9 protein-coding genes are annotated in these 14,744 nt (G+C 63.9%); 3 read left to right on the top strand and 6 right to left on the bottom strand.

The window, feature by feature from the left end; translation table 11 throughout:
* Window positions 1-163 precede the first annotated feature (163 nt).
* On the top strand, window positions 164-1,030 hold the full coding sequence (locus KBX46_RS06380; RefSeq protein ID WP_210791577.1) for a GntR family transcriptional regulator: 867 nt from the start codon (window positions 164-166) through the stop codon (window positions 1,028-1,030).
* On the top strand, window positions 1,027-1,740 hold the full coding sequence (locus KBX46_RS06375) for an HAD family hydrolase (protein WP_210791575.1): 714 nt from the start codon (window positions 1,027-1,029) through the stop codon (window positions 1,738-1,740). The genes KBX46_RS06380 and KBX46_RS06375 overlap by 4 nt, the downstream gene beginning before the upstream one ends.
* Window positions 1,741-3,424: 1,684 nt before the next feature.
* On the opposite strand, the gene KBX46_RS06370 is transcribed toward KBX46_RS06375, so the two are convergent.
* From KBX46_RS06370 to KBX46_RS06360, 3 genes are all read right to left on the bottom strand, one after another.
* Window positions 3,425-4,276 (bottom strand): HNH endonuclease, encoded by an 852-nt coding sequence (locus tag KBX46_RS06370; protein ID WP_210791573.1) that lies wholly within the window; start codon window positions 4,274-4,276, stop codon window positions 3,425-3,427.
* Between the two features lie 4 nt (window positions 4,277-4,280).
* Window positions 4,281-5,843 (bottom strand): AAA family ATPase, encoded by a 1,563-nt coding sequence (locus KBX46_RS06365; protein ID WP_210791571.1) that lies wholly within the window; start codon window positions 5,841-5,843, stop codon window positions 4,281-4,283.
* A 178-nt stretch (window positions 5,844-6,021) separates the two neighbouring features.
* On the bottom strand, window positions 6,022-6,453 hold the full coding sequence (locus KBX46_RS06360) for a hypothetical protein (RefSeq protein WP_210791569.1): 432 nt from the start codon (window positions 6,451-6,453) through the stop codon (window positions 6,022-6,024).
* Window positions 6,454-7,333: 880 nt separating this feature from the next.
* On the opposite strand from KBX46_RS06360, the gene KBX46_RS06355 reads away from it, so the two are divergent.
* Window positions 7,334-8,626, top strand: coding sequence for a hypothetical protein (locus tag KBX46_RS06355; protein WP_210791567.1), 1,293 nt, complete (start codon window positions 7,334-7,336; stop codon window positions 8,624-8,626).
* A 720-nt stretch (window positions 8,627-9,346) separates the two neighbouring features.
* Here KBX46_RS06355 and KBX46_RS06350 read toward each other — a convergent pair.
* From KBX46_RS06350 to KBX46_RS06340, 3 genes are all read right to left on the bottom strand, one after another.
* Entirely contained in the window at window positions 9,347-9,784 is a 438-nt protein-coding gene (locus KBX46_RS06350; RefSeq protein WP_210791565.1) for a VOC family protein, read from the bottom strand.
* 412 nt (window positions 9,785-10,196) lie between these two features.
* Window positions 10,197-11,147: a DUF1963 domain-containing protein gene (locus KBX46_RS06345; RefSeq protein ID WP_210791563.1), complete on the bottom strand. Its 951-nt coding sequence runs from the start codon at window positions 11,145-11,147 to the stop codon at window positions 10,197-10,199.
* 412 nt (window positions 11,148-11,559) lie between these two features.
* Complete coding sequence (locus KBX46_RS06340) at window positions 11,560-14,508, bottom strand: DUF4132 domain-containing protein (protein WP_210791561.1); 2,949 nt, start codon at window positions 14,506-14,508, stop codon at window positions 11,560-11,562.
* Between the last annotated feature and the right edge of the window lie 236 nt (window positions 14,509-14,744).

Below are 14,744 nucleotides of genomic sequence, written 5' to 3'. Positions count from 1 at the left end.
CGGCGCTTATCGCTCAGCCGGTCGATCCGACTGAGTACCTCCACCAGGTTGGCGTGCCTGGCTAGCCAAGCGGCATGGGATGAGGTTAAGGCGTCTTGGCTAGCCAGGTCAATGGTCTAGGACGCACTTTCCTGGCTTGGCTAGTCAGAAGTAGGATTGGGCGGTGACCGAGAACCTGGACTACCTCGGGGGACTTGACCCCGATGACCCGAAGCAGGCGTCACAGCAGATCGCCAATAAGCTCCGGGCAGCGATCCTCACGCGCCGACTGGCGCCAGGCGACAAACTGCCGTCGCAACCTGACCTAGCCGCCCGGTACGGGGTGGCACGCGAGACCGTCAAGCGAGCACTCGAAGCGCTCCGCTCTGAGCGGCTCATCGTGACGAGACAGGGAAGTGGCGCCTTCGTCCGAGCACAGACACAGCGTGCGGTCGAACTCCGACCCCACATTGAGGCAGCCTTCGAGCGGCCTCACGTGACGCTCGACTTCGCGGGCTTCTCGGGAGAGACACTCCGAGATGCTCTCGCCGAGGTGTTGGACAAAGTCCGGGTAGGTCGACTCGCACCGGAGACCATCGCCGCCCGAGTTCTGATCTCGGACATGTCGGCGCCAGTAGCCCTGCCCGCCAGGGCTGAAACTCAGGCCGACGACCCAGCGGTACGGGAGCGCGCTGACCGCATCACACGTCGAGCGGTGGATGGGATCATCGACCAGGTGTCGGAACTCGCCGACCTTGGCTTGGTCCGCTCAGCAACAGTCGAGGTGCGGATGCACCGCGGCTCCCCCCAGTTCAAGCTCTACATACTGAACGGGGAGGAGGTCTTCTTTGGCTTCTACCCGGCGGTCGAGCGCACCGTGACGGTTAAGGGCGAGCCGATGGCGATCTACGACTTGATGGGGAAGGACGTTCCCCTCTTTCATTACGCCGTCACCGACGACGACACCTCACACGGCACACAGTTTGTGGAAGCTTCCCGCCAATGGTTCGACTCCTTGTGGTCGACCATTGCCTACCGGTACGAAGGGTGACTGCCGCGCTTGAGCAGCTAGGCGGCAAAGCCGCTGCCCTGCTGCTCGACTTCGACGGGCCTGTGTGCAGCATATTCGCTGGTTACCCGGCTCCCATCGTCGCGCGCGTCCTCGTGCAGGTGCTCATCGCGCAGAGGGCTGAGTTCGCTGGCGACCTGGACGACGAGCAAGACCCGCTCGAAGTCCTTCGACTGACGGGTGCCTTGGCCGACGCCAGCCTCACCGAGATGATCGAAGATGCGCTCGTCGCGGCTGAGCTGCGTGCCGTCGGGTCGGCCGAACCAACGTCCTACGCGCGTGAGGTTATCGTCGCTGCCCGCCAGGTAGGCCTTCCGCTAGCGGTGGTCAGTAACAACTCATCGCAAGCCGTGGAGGCGTACTTACGCGCACATCGGCTCGACCGACATGTCCGCTTGGTTGTGGGACGGGCGTACGCGGCACCGACCCGAATGAAGCCAAACCCGGCTCCGATACTGCAGGCGGCGAGAGCCTTGGGCGTTGAGCCTGACCTGTGCGTGCTCCTGGGTGACTCGCTCTCCGACATTGAGGGCGCTAAGGCAGCCGGCACCCGCGTGATCGGCTTCGCAAATAGACCGGCGAAGAAGCAGGCGTTCGAGCAGGCGGGGGCAGACTGGGTGGTGACGAGCATGCGGGAGGTAGCGCAAGCTTTGGTGGGGTTGGACGTAGCTTCAGGCGACCATGTGAGCTGAATTCTGGTCGGAACATCGAGCGGGCCGCCCACCGCGACGTGCAGATGGGCGGCCAACCCTCCATCGAACTAGCTACCGCACGAACCAAGCAGGCCGGTGAGTGCGCTGATCGCCGTAGCCAGCGCAGCAATCAGCGCAGCGGCCTCGCCGATCGTGGGCTTGCGGCGGTTCGAACCGCTGACAATCCCATCGTTGGAACCACCGAACCTCCGTACGCTCGTTAATCTCATCGTTCTGCGTTTTCCTCTCGCCCGAGGTTGGACGCAGTCCAGGGGCGGCACTCGCGGATCAGGCTGGGTGCCGCCCCGTTCCTGCACAGGCTGTCGTCAGCCCGCTTATGTGAAACGAGAAGCCCGTGCAAAAAGTGATTGGCGAGTCAGTCCCATTTTGCCCGAGTTTTGCCCCTATTTATCCGGCTTTCCAACAATTTGTGATGCACATGAACGCGATCTTGCAAATTGCAGAACGAAAAGATGATCTCTTTCTGACTCATCACTGAAAGTAGCCGGACGAGAGCATCCGGCTCGTTGGCCTCGGCGGCTACCCACCTCAGGTCGGGGGTGGGGTGGCTGCGTTGCTGTTGACCTCGCGCCACCGACCACCATCCGCGTGCACGAGTCGCTGAACCATCCGCCGAGCTTCGTCCTCGCTGTCGAACGCCCACCGGATCACTTGACCCGTTTCCGAGTCACCGGACCTCGCGATGACATGCCATCGGACCTCACGAGCAAGCCACACGTCGCGGCGGGCTAGCCGACCCCAGACGCCGTTCCACCAGCGCGCCACCAGCTCCCTTGCCACCCGACGATCGTACAAGCGTTCTAAGTGAGTGGTTGGGGGAGGGGGAAGAGGGCGGCGGCGGACTGGTCAGTCAAAGGGAAGCCGCAGGGCCGATCAAGGAGTGTGGTCAGCGGCACGGATGAGATGCCACGAGCATGATCCCCGCGCGGTCCGAAGGGGTGAGCTGAGCGGTCGTGTGGCGGCTTGGATGGCAAGGGCCGGGATGGGTGCGTGCCTTGCTGGCCTTGGTCGGGTTCGGAGCCTGCCTGTGATCTGTTGCCGAATCGGCCTGTACTAGATCAAGGCGCTCCGCGCGGCGCGGGCCGGGGCGCGGTAACCGGCTCCTGACGGAGCCGCCGCCCCGGCCGCCTACGGCGCCGGGGCGGAAAGTCAGCCGGCCCGAACCCCACACCCCGCCCCGCGCGTCACCCCTGGGTCAGTGAGGTGACCCGGTGACGAGTCCGGAAGACCGTGGTCGGGCGGACGTACCTCTGCCCGTTCTCAGCGATCCAATGGCGCGGGAAGACCGGCAGGCAGTCGGCAGCCCGAAGTTGCCGAACGACCGTCACGGGGCCGCTGAGGCCCATGGAAGGGGAGGGGTGGAGAGAGGGAAGGTGGGGGAGGGGCGGGGTAAGGGCTGCCTCCGGCGGGGGCCAGACGACTCCGGGATGTAGTTGCCGAACGGTTTGGGTGCGTGGGGTGGTTGGGGAGCTGCCATCCCGTCTACCACCGACCCAGGCAAGCCGAGCAGACCAGGGCCAGGGCGCCAAGGTCGTTCGTCCGGTAGGGCGCTCCACCTTGTCACCCTGGCCCTGGCCCGCTCCACCGAGGTGTGGGTCGGCGGCAGACGGGATGGCGCAGTAAGCACGCTCATTCTGGCGCCAGAACTAGGCACTGCAGGATGCTAGAAGTCCCAGTCCTCCCGTGAAAGAAGGCGGAAGCCACTCGAACAAAAATCACGGTTGCGAGCCAGCGCATTGTAGAGGGCAACTCGCCAACTGTTCAGGCCAGCCTTGCGTCGTTCACTGACGGCCTCGACGCTAAGCATGGCGGCTAAGCCCTGTTCACCGCCGTTGTTAGCGTATTGGTAGTGGAACGTTCCGGCGCGTCCGGTCAGCTCGTCAAAAGCTTCGCTTTCAAAGCATTCCCCAAGCTTTAGCTCCTTGAAATGGTATTCCAGATTATCAATCAGCGGATCAGCAAAGCCACTCGGTCGATCGATTCGGAAAGTTACAAAGACCGACGAGTCAACAGTGACGTCCGCAACGAGTAGTTCCGTTTCCGGCAATGTGTCGTAATAGGCATGGATAAACCGTCGGCCAGCCGCATCGCCCAGCTTGTTCCCCTTCTCGTTATTGCAGTAAGGGCATACGGGCACCAGGTTGATCGACAGGGCGCTGTATTCTGGGTATACCGATTTAGGCAGAAAGTGATCCAACGTCGCAACGTCTCGATGCCCGCACATCGGGCATTTCCTATTCCGCGCCTCAGCCATCAGCTGCGTGCGCAGTGTGCGAAAAGGTCGCCCCACGTCAAAGAGGTCAAAGTTTCCTTTTAATGCGTCGCTCTGCTCTTTCGTGATGCTTATTGCCGAGAGGCGAGACGGCTTCTGATACTGACGATGGTAATCGACGTAGGCGGCTTCAACTTGTGCAGAAACCCCTGATAGAACTGAACGATTCTCGGGAGCCCGGCGGGTGCACATGACCAGAAAGTCCTCCCAGTCATCCCGGTTGGGAGGGGTGAGAGAGTACATGCACCTACCCGATCGACCGACGGATGTTTTCTACATAAGCTCGAGCTGGAAGGCTTAGAGGGTTCCCAAACATTTCCTCAATCTCGGGCAAAGAATGGCTGCGTGCAAGTTCCCTGAGGACGGCATGGTGATCGGTCGCAGACGTGTTTAAGTTGAACACGTTCTTGGTCAAAAACCCTACGTTCTCGCCGAATGTCTCGTCTGTTGGTTGCTCTACAATGGTTACAGAATCAAACCGGCGCAAAATTGTGACGTAACGCCGTGGGACTTCCTGAAGGACGACTGGGGAATGCGTAGCAATCACGGCGTACGAGTCATAGATGTCAAGCGCTGTATTTATACCACGGAGCAGTGCAGCCAGCAGAGGAGGATGCAGGTGGGACTCCGGCTCATCGATGAGCACAAGAGAACGAAACCCAAGGTGGGCCACAAGCTGGACCGCGATATTCAAGACAACTTTATGACCCGTGCTAAGCCGAGCAAACACGTCCTGCACAAAGTTCGCGTCATGGATCGAATTCAGGTCCACACCCAGCCGCAAGAATGAGGCTTCGCTCAGCACCTTTGCCAAGACCTCTTTTAGTGGCTCTCCGCGGGAGGGGTGCCGTGTCGCGGCAAGCGCAGCTTCGAAATCAGCAGTTATCTCTTGGATGGACTTGAGTCGGTCAGGTTCCTCAATCGCCGTTTCCGATAGCTCAGCGTCATCGGCGTCTGCATCAGCGAAGCTGCGTAGACCGGCGTAGACATACCCAAAGACCTCCCCTCGCCGTCCCAGCTGCTCGCGTTCCTCTTCGTGCCCGCCAGGGACGTCGAAGGTGTCGAAAGCACTATACGAGACCGCGATAACCGAACTGAACCGGAAGTCGTGCCCCTCAACGAAGGCGCCATTCTTATCAACGAAGGTTGAATCGCCCCGAGTGGTGAGTCCCGCATGGGCCACCTGCGCAAGGTTCGCAAGTAGCCGGGTCTTGCCACTCCCGTTGTAGCCGATGAGAGCATTTAGTCGACCAGGGATTTCCGGTACGTCGTTGAAGACCAGCGGAACCTGAAATTGATTTCCACCAACTGATGTCTGGAAGCGCATCGTGACTGACTCGCCCGTCAGCCTAACGCTTGCCTCGCGGAAGAGTGGAGCAGCGTCGCTGATGGCTCGAACAGAGCTTCCAAAGCGCTCCAGAGAGTCCTTGAAGCCTCGGTGAGCAAGGAATGGCTGAGCTATGCTGGGGTCGTAAACGATATCCTTAAGCCCTGTGAGGATCGCAGGGTAATATCGGTCGCCTAGTTGCTTTAAACTCTGGTAGTAGCTCAGGGATTGACCGAGAGAGCAGTACGACTCGTCCAAGTGACTGAAGGGCGAATCTGACAAGGGAGTCGCGCCGGAAGCCTGACTGTCCTTTAAGATCTTTACCGCACCAATTTCCGTCAGCCGGTTCTGATCTAGCGCAATTAGCAAGGTGTATGTCGTCTTGAAACCGTAATCGTCCCACTTATCCCAGTAGAGCAGGGCGGCGGGATACTCCAAGGCCGGAGGAGTGTCGCGATAGTCATAAATGACATAGAACTTCATGGCCGAACACCACCCTTGGGAGGACACGTGGATATGACACGCCGCCTCCGCTGGTTATCCTCTGCCATGGCTGTTTGCATGTGTTGCGTCCTCGAGGCCTGGGGGGTCGATCCCATACATGTGCAGAGGCCGAAGCGCGCCAAGGAGCTGCTTCGGCCTCTGGTGAATATTATGGACGCTAAAAAGCCGCCCCGGCTAGCTGCACTTTGAATCGTGCCGGCCGCCAATCGTTCGGAATGGTTAGGTGAGTCTTAGGTCGCGTCTGAGTATCCATCGTGTCGTAGAGCATTCCGATGCTTGCCGAGTCGCCGATGTTTGGATCGTCATCGGGGGCCGCGGGTGAGGCGTCGTAATCCACCTGGCCTATCTGCATAAACACGAAGCCGTAAGGCTTTGCAGATGGCCGATGGACTGCAACGATGACCGGCGGCTGGGCTTCACTGACTATCCGCGAGAAGACCTCAGCCACTGGTTCATCGTCGTAAGCAACGACCACTGTCGTGCCCGACACATACCCATTTCGGACCATGTATGCCCGGAACTGTGGATCCCTTAGTCGCTGGGCAAGATCAAAGGCGGCGCTGCGCTCGTCGATGTCACGCGCTGTCATCGTCCCACCTCCGAAGGTTTTCTTCCCACTTATCTTGCATCATGGCTACCGCTTCGGCATAGCTCCTATCGACCACGTCCCAGGCTCCATCCGTAGGAATGACTTGCAGCTCGAGTTCTGCGGCTGCCTCTGACTGTGTCGATCTTGTGTACTGGCGGAGCTTTACTGCCCCGTCGTCCTGCAGGACCTGCGACACCTTTGCCCACCGACCGTCAGCTCTAACGCTCTGTGTAACGCTGAAGTCGACGATGTGGTCTCGGTAGGTCCTGCATTCCACATGCAGCTCGTTGCCTGGCTTCGGCAGCCGAAAAGGGATCACGTATCCCTGGCAGGCCTTCGCTGGGGGAGGGCTATACCGGCGCTGTAGCGGCACTACGGACATCTCGGCTTCCCCCTCCCGATGGTGGCCCTGACTCGCCGTCACGAAGCACCTCCAAGGTAAGCCGCACCCCCGACAGTCGTAGCTGTGAGCGTACTGACCGATGCTCTCAGTTAGAAGTACCCAGGCGTGTAAGGCCTGTTCACTGGCCCGGCCCCCTACTCAGGCCTATGTGGAGCTGGATGTCTATCAGGTACATGACAGAGTTGCCATCTAGTTCGTGGGGGTAGCGCGCGGCAGTGGATGGGGGTGACGCGATGGCCTGAGAGAGCAGGCGATGGCAACGGAGAGCACGTTGCAACAGCAGCTACTGGGCTGTAACGGCCAGCATCGCCATGGCTGGCGATCGGGTCATGGCGCGTATGGGGGTACTAGACGGACCGATCGGCGCCATGGAGCCGAAGGTTATGGACACAAGTGCGCCGCCCTACCTCTGTTGCCGACGAGGGTCGACCGAACGAACCTTGTCTTCCGCTGGCATGACTCGGTAGACCAGACGTCGTGGCAGAACCAGAGCTAGGGCAGACGAACTACTGGTGGGTCAACCAGGGCCAGACCTACCCCCAGGAGCGCAAGGCTGGGATCCTCTGGGCGCCGAAGGTGCAGAAGAATGGCGTCCAGCCTTTGCACTGGCAGTCGATGCTCGACGTGCGGGCAGGAGACGTGATCCTCCACTACGCGAAGGGCGTCCGTGCGCTCAGCGTGGTCGCGACCGCCGCGGTCGACGCACACAGGCCCGGCGACCTGCCAGAAGACATGTGGGACCGCGACGGACGCGTGGTTCGGACCACGTACAGCGAAGCCGCGGACGCGATTGCGTTGGATGAGTTGCTGCTTGATGAACGGCTGAGGGAGCCACAGGCTGGGCCGTTCGACCGTGCGGGCAAGGTTAAGCAGGGCTATCTCTTTCCCCTGAGCAAGGCCTTCGGCGAGTCGTTCACAGCGACCTTCAGTTACAGGTTTCCAGCCCTGGGAGTTGCCGCCGGCAGCTATGTGCCGAGCGAAGCGCGGATGGAGGCAGCCGAGCTGCTCCGTGCACTCATCGGCGTGCCTCTGCTCACCGTTAAGGGTCGGACGAACAAGATCCTTGCCGTTCAACCGTCGGATGTGGTTGTTGCCACGGAGTCGTCACCCGCCGGGGCGCTGGTACAGATCGCTTGGGTCGAGGAGGCCCTGCAGCTTTTGCGGGAACATGGTTCAGTCACCATCCACCCCGACCAGGTCGGTTACCGGAGTGCCTTCATCGGAGCCGTTCTACTCCAGTTGCCCTACGCCCGAGCGACCGGCAGTCCTCCCGTCATCAGCTTCCAGGCCGGTGCCGCGGTTGAGTCAGACGCCAGCCCAACGCCCCCGACCGACAAGGTCGCAACGGATCCCTTCACAGGCAGCCTCGAGAAGCCGTTCGCGGGAACCCAGCGAGGAGAGCAACCGGCTCTGCGCCGCCGACTGCTCGGCTCGATGTCCGAAGCAGAGTGCGCTATCTGCGGCGAGACCTACCCAGCGCGCTTTCTGTGGGCAGCCCACATCAAGCCGCGGTCGGTCTGCACGGACGCCGAACGCCGCGACCTATCGCACGTGGGCATGCTCGCCTGTGTCTTCGGTTGCGATGCGCTGTTCGAGACGGGCTACATCAGCGTCAACGAGAACGGCCAGATCGTTACCAGCAGCTTTGAGTCAGAGCACAAAGCGGTTGCTACCAAGCTGGCCGACCTCGAAGGACGGCTCGTCAACACCCACACGAAGGCTAGCTCGGCCTACTACGCCTGGCACCACTCGAACATGTTCCGCGGCTGACGTACGTAGTGCCGAGCGGGCCGTAGTACAGCAGCGAAGTACAGCAACCAACCCGCCCTGCGACGGCCGCCCCAAGGCAACGTGGGACTGCCTAACGGCTCGCAGGTGCCTACAAGAATGCATCGCCCGGAGCTACGGATCAGAAGGTTAGGGGTTCGAGTCCCTTCGGGCGCACAGAAGTTGAGCAGGCAAAACGCCCCTCAGGTCATCGACAATCGTCGACCGGATGGGGCGTTTTCTGTGCCACTTGAGTGGCACCACGGCCACCGGCTTCGGCCTCCCGTGACAGAGAGTGGTCACACCCGAACTTCGGTGAAGGTTGACCGCGGTCCTGTCGTGCAGTCGTCGCCGATCCCACTGCCGCGCACGGCCCCGTCCGGGTGGGTTGTCGCAAGGGGTACTGCAGGTCGTACATCCAGTGGACTCCACCCACTCTCCGCTCGGGGAGGCTTCATCGGCCTGCGCCTGCCCGACGAGGAGATCTTCTGAAGATTGCTGGACCAGGCCGGCACCCGTCGTTAAGACAGCTCTACGTCGTCCAGGGCAGGACCCCCAGCCGATCGTCGAGGTCGGATTTGAGAAGCGAGATTGTTGCCGTTGCTCGTACGAATTGAGTCGCAAGGTCCGGTGGTCTAGGCCCCGTTCCCTAGCTGAGGTTGGCCGTCCGAGCATTCGATGCGCTATCCGGGGCCCGGCGGCCGACTGTCCTACCGAACGGGCCTAAAGGACGTCGAACTCGTTGCCCTCTGGGTCGGCCATCGTCACGTGGTCAGGCGTCCCATCCAGTTCGTCCACCCGGAGCACGGCCCCGCCCGCCGCCACCAACTTGTCGACCACCGCCTGGACCCGCGGCCAGCGCACCTCGAACGGCTCCTTCCGGCCGCCGCCGACGTGAATGTCAAAGTGCATGCGGTTCTTGACTGCCTTTGGCTCCGGTACCTTCAAGAACGACACACCGGGCCGGACGCCGTCCGGGTCCTCGATGAAGGCGCCGTCGTCCCACTCGTCCTCGGGAACCTTGAAGTGAGTCTGCCACGCTTCCCAGGTGGCGAACCCTTCCGGTGGTGCGGCCGGAACGTATCCCAGCGCGAGGCACCAGAACGCAGCCAGCTCGCGCGGGCGCGCGCAGTCGAGGGTCAACGACCACTGCTCGGACACCGCCACACCCTAGACCGCCAAACGTCACACCGAGGGCCGGGCCAGTTCGGTCCGGTCGAACTTTGTACCTGCAGCGGGCGTGCCACTTGAGTGGCACCATGGGGGTCGGAAGCGGTGCTCAGCGTCACGTTCCGTCGACATTGCTACATGCCGAATTAGGGCAAACCCGCATACATGCAGGTCGGGGCAGCTTTTTCGCGCCGACTACGGATCAGAAGGTTAGGGGTTCGAGTCCCTTCGGGCGCACAAGAGATCAAGGCCGTGACCTGTGGAAACAGGGGTCACGGCCTTCTTCTTTCCCATTTTCACTCCTGAGAATCCCATCTAGTGAGTGCGTGGTGATCGGGTGGTGATGGTCGCGGTTTCTGAAGGCGCTTGAGCTCCGCCCGTACGGGACAACACCTGTCCTCGCTCATTCGGTGAACTCGGTCCAGGAGACAGCGCGGTCGAACCGCTGGGCGGCGAGGTCGTCGACGCGGATCATGAAGCGGCCGAAGTAGACGTAGTCACGGGTCTCGAATTGCACCAACGGGAGCCACTCCCGGCGGATCCGCTGCAACTTCTGTTCCACGAGGAAGGCCTCTTGGGTGCGGCTGATGCCGGTCAGGCGGCCTCGAAGCTTCTTCTCCGCCATCTCCAGCTCAGGGTCGTCGTACAGGTGGCCGTAGGACTTGCCGCCGGTGTGCCACGAGTAGCCGCCGAACTGGAAGGCGGCGGAGTTGGCGGCCGGCCGGAGCCGGTCGACCAGGGCACACAGTTCCCGACGATGCGGCATGTCGCGCGCCAGCTGCTGCTGAAAGACGGACAGGTCCGCATCCTCCGCGGTCAACCAGGAGGGTAGGTCGGCGTGGACGACAGCGAAAAGGTCCTGCTCGGGGGCGATGAAGTCACGGTTCGCGTAGTAGGGATGGGCGGCGTAGTCAGCCGGCAGCTGCGCCGCGGTCTCCGTGCCGGCGCGCACATACAGCAGCCGCCCGTACTGCTGCTCGCCGCTGCGCTCACAGACGTCGTAGTCCTCTTCGTGATGCAGGAACACCAGCAGGGAGCCGTCCGACGGTAGCGGCAGGCGCTCGACCCGCGGCAGCGCGGCACAGTCGAAGGACGCGATGAACGGCAGCGGGTAGCCCTCCGGGTCGGTGGGCCACGGCATGCCGACCGGGAGCTGCGGTAGGCCGCCGGCCCGGCCGACATGCAGGTCGGCAGGCCGCCCGGGCGGCAGGTCCCCAGGATGGGCTGCGATCTCGCCGTTGTCCTGCTGAGTCGTGCAGATGGCGAAGCGCAGCAGCTCGGCGAACGTCGCCGTCTCGGTCTTGGTGAAACCCGCGTCGGTCGCGGCTCGCCAAAAAAGCTCGTCGTGATCCACGGACGTCATACTGACAGGCCTGAATAACCGGCGGCGGCAGGCTTCTCGTATCCGCTCTTCGGCTGCTCGCCCACCGCGGCGGCCAGGATGTCGTAGTCGTGCCATTGCGGTCGAATGGGTGAACCTTGTCTTCGAGCCCTTTCCGATCGGGTACGGGTGGTGGCTGCGGGATCCACCACCCGTACTTCGCTCGGACCGGCCGGATGGTGCGGCTATTTCGTGAGAGTTCCGCGCAGCAGGCACTTGCCCGAGTGCGTGGCGTCGCCGCCGCGCTCATGGCGCCCACGGAGGCTCCGGTGCAACTGCCCCGTTCGAACATCTTGGCCGCCGTCCGGCCCGGACGAGCCGCGATCGTCACAGCAGTGAGGCGGCGGTGGGTTCGGGGGTCGTTGCCGCGCCCCCGAGCCGCGGATCAGCTCGTCAAATAGCCCAGGTCTCGCACCACCTCGCAGAACGCGACGGGGCCCAGGCCATCGCACCCGCGTACGCCAGTCAGGGTCTTGGGTTGGTCCGGGTCATGCCAGTTATATCGAGGCGTATACGTGATCTTGACTGTCTGCGGCCAGTCGCGCAGGACCGAGGTGTGGTCGTCGCCGAAGCGCCAGCCCTTCGAGGTGAGCACGAACAGTTTCCGTGCGTCGACCTTCATGCCGGCGAAGGTAGCCAGGTCTACCTCGCCCGGTGTTGCCAGCTCGCGGCCCAGTTGGGGGAACGGCTGGATGATGGCGTAGTCGGCGAAGATCTCCGACCAGGCGGCCCTGTCGTCACCGAGGTGCCACGGGTGCGGCACGGCGACGGTGGCCGTGTCATCGAGCTGCCATGCCTGGTCGTGCAGGTCGGCGAACGTCCGGTCCTCGGCGACCCGGAAGCTGACGGTGCCGTGTTCGCCGGTCGCCGCCCACACCAGCCGGTGGGTGAGCTGCCACATCAGCGGGTGATCCAGGAACAGGGCGCGGAACTCGGCCGCACTCCACCGGCGCCCGGTGACCATGGCGTCCTCGATGGCCCGGATCCGGTCGCCGCCGATCTGCTTGACCTCCTTCTTCAGGTCGGCGAACCGCGCGTACGCCGCTGGCGCCAGCACCGGATCGTCGGTGGCCGCAGGGCGCGGCAGCCGGGACAACCGGCGTCCGTCTGAGGCCGCGATCCACGGTTGCAACTGCTCGTCGAGATCCACTGTGAAACGGCGTGGCCCGTAGTCCAGGATCGTTCGGCCGTCGGCGTCAAGACCCAGGTCCGGCACGATCCGGTCGGCGAGTTGCTCGGGGCTCAGGCCGCGGGCGGCGGCTGTGCCGGCGAGTCGTTGGGAGGCGTGCTCGCGCAGACCGGCGGTTGACGCTCTGCGGCTGAGCCGATGCAGCTGGGTCAGGGCGAAGTCGGTGCCGATCGCGGCGAGCACGTCCATCGCGGCGCGGATCCGGGCGCTGGCGGACGACCATTGCGGGAGTACGGCCACCAGGTCGGCGACGGTGGTGTCGTCACCGAGCGCGGCGATGGACACCAGCGCGATGCCGCTCTTCGGCGAATATTCGGCCGCCCGCCACTGCTCGAGGACGGCCCAGGCGAAAGCGCCCAGCTGTCGTGGCTCGCAGATGTCACGGGCGGCAATGAGCTCCGGTCGCGGCTCGGTGATCGTGGAGAGGGCGAGCAGCACACACAGCCGGTGGACCGCCTCCGGGGCCAGTCTCTCGCCGGTGTCGCGGACGGTGACCTCGGCAAGCTTGGCGGGGATCAGCCATTCCGGCAGGTCCGGTTCCTGCGGCAGCACGCCGGCCAGAACCGGCGGCACCACGCCCCGCGGGCCGGGGGAAGGCAGACCGGCGATCGCCTGGACGCGGGCCCGCCCGTCGTCGTCGAGGGTCGCCACCGACTGGGGGTACGCGAGAACGTGGTCGCGCAGCAACTCGATGACGAGTGGCTCGGTGGCGCTGGTGAGCAGTGCCCGCAGCGCCGTCCCGGGATCGCGCTTGGCCGCCGCCAGCAACGCCGGCCGGAAGTATTGGCGCTCGACCCGGTCCACGACGAGCCCGAACGCCTCTTCGGTCGGGATCGCGGCCAGCGCGGCCACGGCCCGTCTCACATTGTCCGCGCCGTCGATGCCACGGTAGTAGTCCTGCTGGTCCAGCATCGTCGCCCACCCGGCGCCGAGCCCGGCCCCGCCGTTCGCGACGATCTCCCCGGCCCGGGCGCGGCCCGGCCCGGCCAGGTGCGGGATCCAACGTGGCTCGGTGAGCACCATCGCGCCGAACAGGTCACGCGACACCGCGTCGTCGCGCTCGGCGAGGACACGCAGAACCCGCAGCGGGTAGCGGGTCAGCACGCCCGACTTGAGCAGGTTCCCCGGCCGCCACGGCTTCTCGTCCAGGTGGTCGCGGACCAGGATCCGCATCGCGTCGTCGCTGGGTGTGCCGGCGACGAACCGGGCCGCATCCGGGTTGAGCCGTGTCGGCTGGTTCAGGCCGTTCCATTCGTGCAGGTAGAGCAGTTCCAGATAGAATTCGCCAGCCAGAAAGGTGACGGCGGCCGGTCCCACACCGTCCAGCACCGTGAGGGCGTCCCCGGGTTCCTCGAAGCCGAGCAGCGTGGGGCGGATCGCGCCGCGCAGTTGCTCGAGATGCTCGGTGCGGCTCGCGGCCAGCAACAGGATCCCGGACATCGTGCGGTGGTCGGCCTGGATCCACTCCTCCCGGCCGGACTCGTCGAACCAGGCCGCTGCCGCCGCGCAGTCCTCGTCCACCCAGTCCTGCCGGGTCGGCATCAGGTAGGAGGCCAAGATGCGGCCGGCCGGGAAGCTCCGATGCTCGGCCAGGACGGATTCCGCCTCCCTGTAATCCCGGTCCGACGCGACCGCGAGGTGACGCCGGACCGCCCGGGCCACCGCGTACGTGGCGCCGAGGTCATCGCCGCGCCACCCCTGCTCGTAGGTGTCGCCCTCGGAGGCGCGGGTCCAGAGCTCACCGGTGTGGCAGATCTGGTTCGCCGCCACGACGGCCCGGACCGCGAACAGCAGCCCGGCCCGGGCCACCCACCCGTCCACCAAACCCTGCCCGTCGGCGGGCACATTGCGATAGACGATCAGCAGTGCCGCCACCGCGGCGGCGATCGGGTCGTCATCTAGTGTCCGCAGATGCCGCTCACCGGCGGCAAGCAGCGCCGTGTCGAAGACGGCGTTGCGGCCCAGCACGCTGGCGCGTTGCTTCGCGGCCTTGTCCGTCGCGAGGAGGTCCCGAAGCCGCTGCTCGGCGCCCGCCGGATCGGCAATTGCTGGCCGCCACCGGCCACCTCGCCGCGGATGGACACGGCCCGACCAATCCTTCGGCATGTGCCAGGCGTCCTCGTCCGGCATGACGAACCTGCGCATAAAGCCTCCTCGTCCACAGTTCGCGGGGAGGGTAGTACATCGGTATGACACAGATCGTCCACAGCGGACGGTGTTCCACAGGGCCGCAGCGCAGCGGAAGTGTGCGAGGGTCTTTCCGTCATCGGACCGGTTTCTGAGGGTGACGGAGCCCCGGACCAGAGTGAGGATCGGGTTGCCTACCGGGGTGATGTCCTGCGTCGGTTCAGGTCGGCGCCGAGGTTCGTCCCTGCGCGGTT

The sequence above is a fragment of the Micromonospora sp. C81 genome (assembly GCF_018070425.1).
Lineage (GTDB): Bacteria > Actinomycetota > Actinomycetes > Mycobacteriales > Micromonosporaceae > Micromonospora > Micromonospora zamorensis.
This window is presented reverse-complemented; position numbering and strand designations above follow the sequence as displayed.

Coding starts and splice junctions, on each gene's coding strand:
- KBX46_RS06365 (WP_210791571.1), bottom strand. CDS start 5,843: ATGAAGTTCTATGTCATTTATGACTATCGCGACACTCCTCCGGCCTTG.
- KBX46_RS06340 (WP_210791561.1), bottom strand. CDS start 14,508: ATGCGCAGGTTCGTCATGCCGGACGAGGACGCCTGGCACATGCCGAAG.
- KBX46_RS06370 (WP_210791573.1), bottom strand. CDS start 4,276: ATGTACTCTCTCACCCCTCCCAACCGGGATGACTGGGAGGACTTTCTG.
- KBX46_RS06360 (WP_210791569.1), bottom strand. CDS start 6,453: ATGACAGCGCGTGACATCGACGAGCGCAGCGCCGCCTTTGATCTTGCC.